We start from the raw sequence: 363 nt of genomic DNA, 5'->3' as shown, positions 1-363 counted from the left end.
AAAGAGAGTTACTTGATTGGCAAATGCGCCCATTACTAAGAACCGTGAGTGGCGTAGCCGATGTAAATAGTTTAGGTGGGTATGTAAAAACATTTGCTATTGCCCCTGATAACTTATTAATGCAGCATCATCAAGTTAGCTTTTTACAACTGCGAGAGGCGATAGAGCAAACCAATCAAAATGGTGGCATAGGGCGCTTAGAAAAAGGCAACGATACATTAATTTTGCGTACTGAGGGTAAATATAGCGATTTAGAGGCCATCAAAAATACAGTAATTAAATCAACACAAAACAAAGTGATCCGTTTAAGCGATGTGGCCCATGTTGATGTAGGAAGTTTAACTCGTTATGGAGCAGTGACTA

Annotated in this window: 1 protein-coding gene; it reads left to right on the top strand. The window is 39.4% G+C overall.

Going from position 1 to position 363, the window contains the following annotated elements; genetic code table 11:
• Positions 1-363: efflux RND transporter permease subunit (locus SB749_RS18885; RefSeq protein WP_410711651.1), on the top strand; the 363-nt coding region annotated here is incomplete at both ends.

This window comes from Brevibacterium sp. SIMBA_078, from assembly GCF_046534565.1.
Lineage (GTDB): Bacteria > Actinomycetota > Actinomycetes > Actinomycetales > Brevibacteriaceae > Brevibacterium.
The sequence above is the reverse complement of the archived record's forward strand: the minus strand, read 5'-3'. Positions and strand labels throughout refer to the sequence as shown.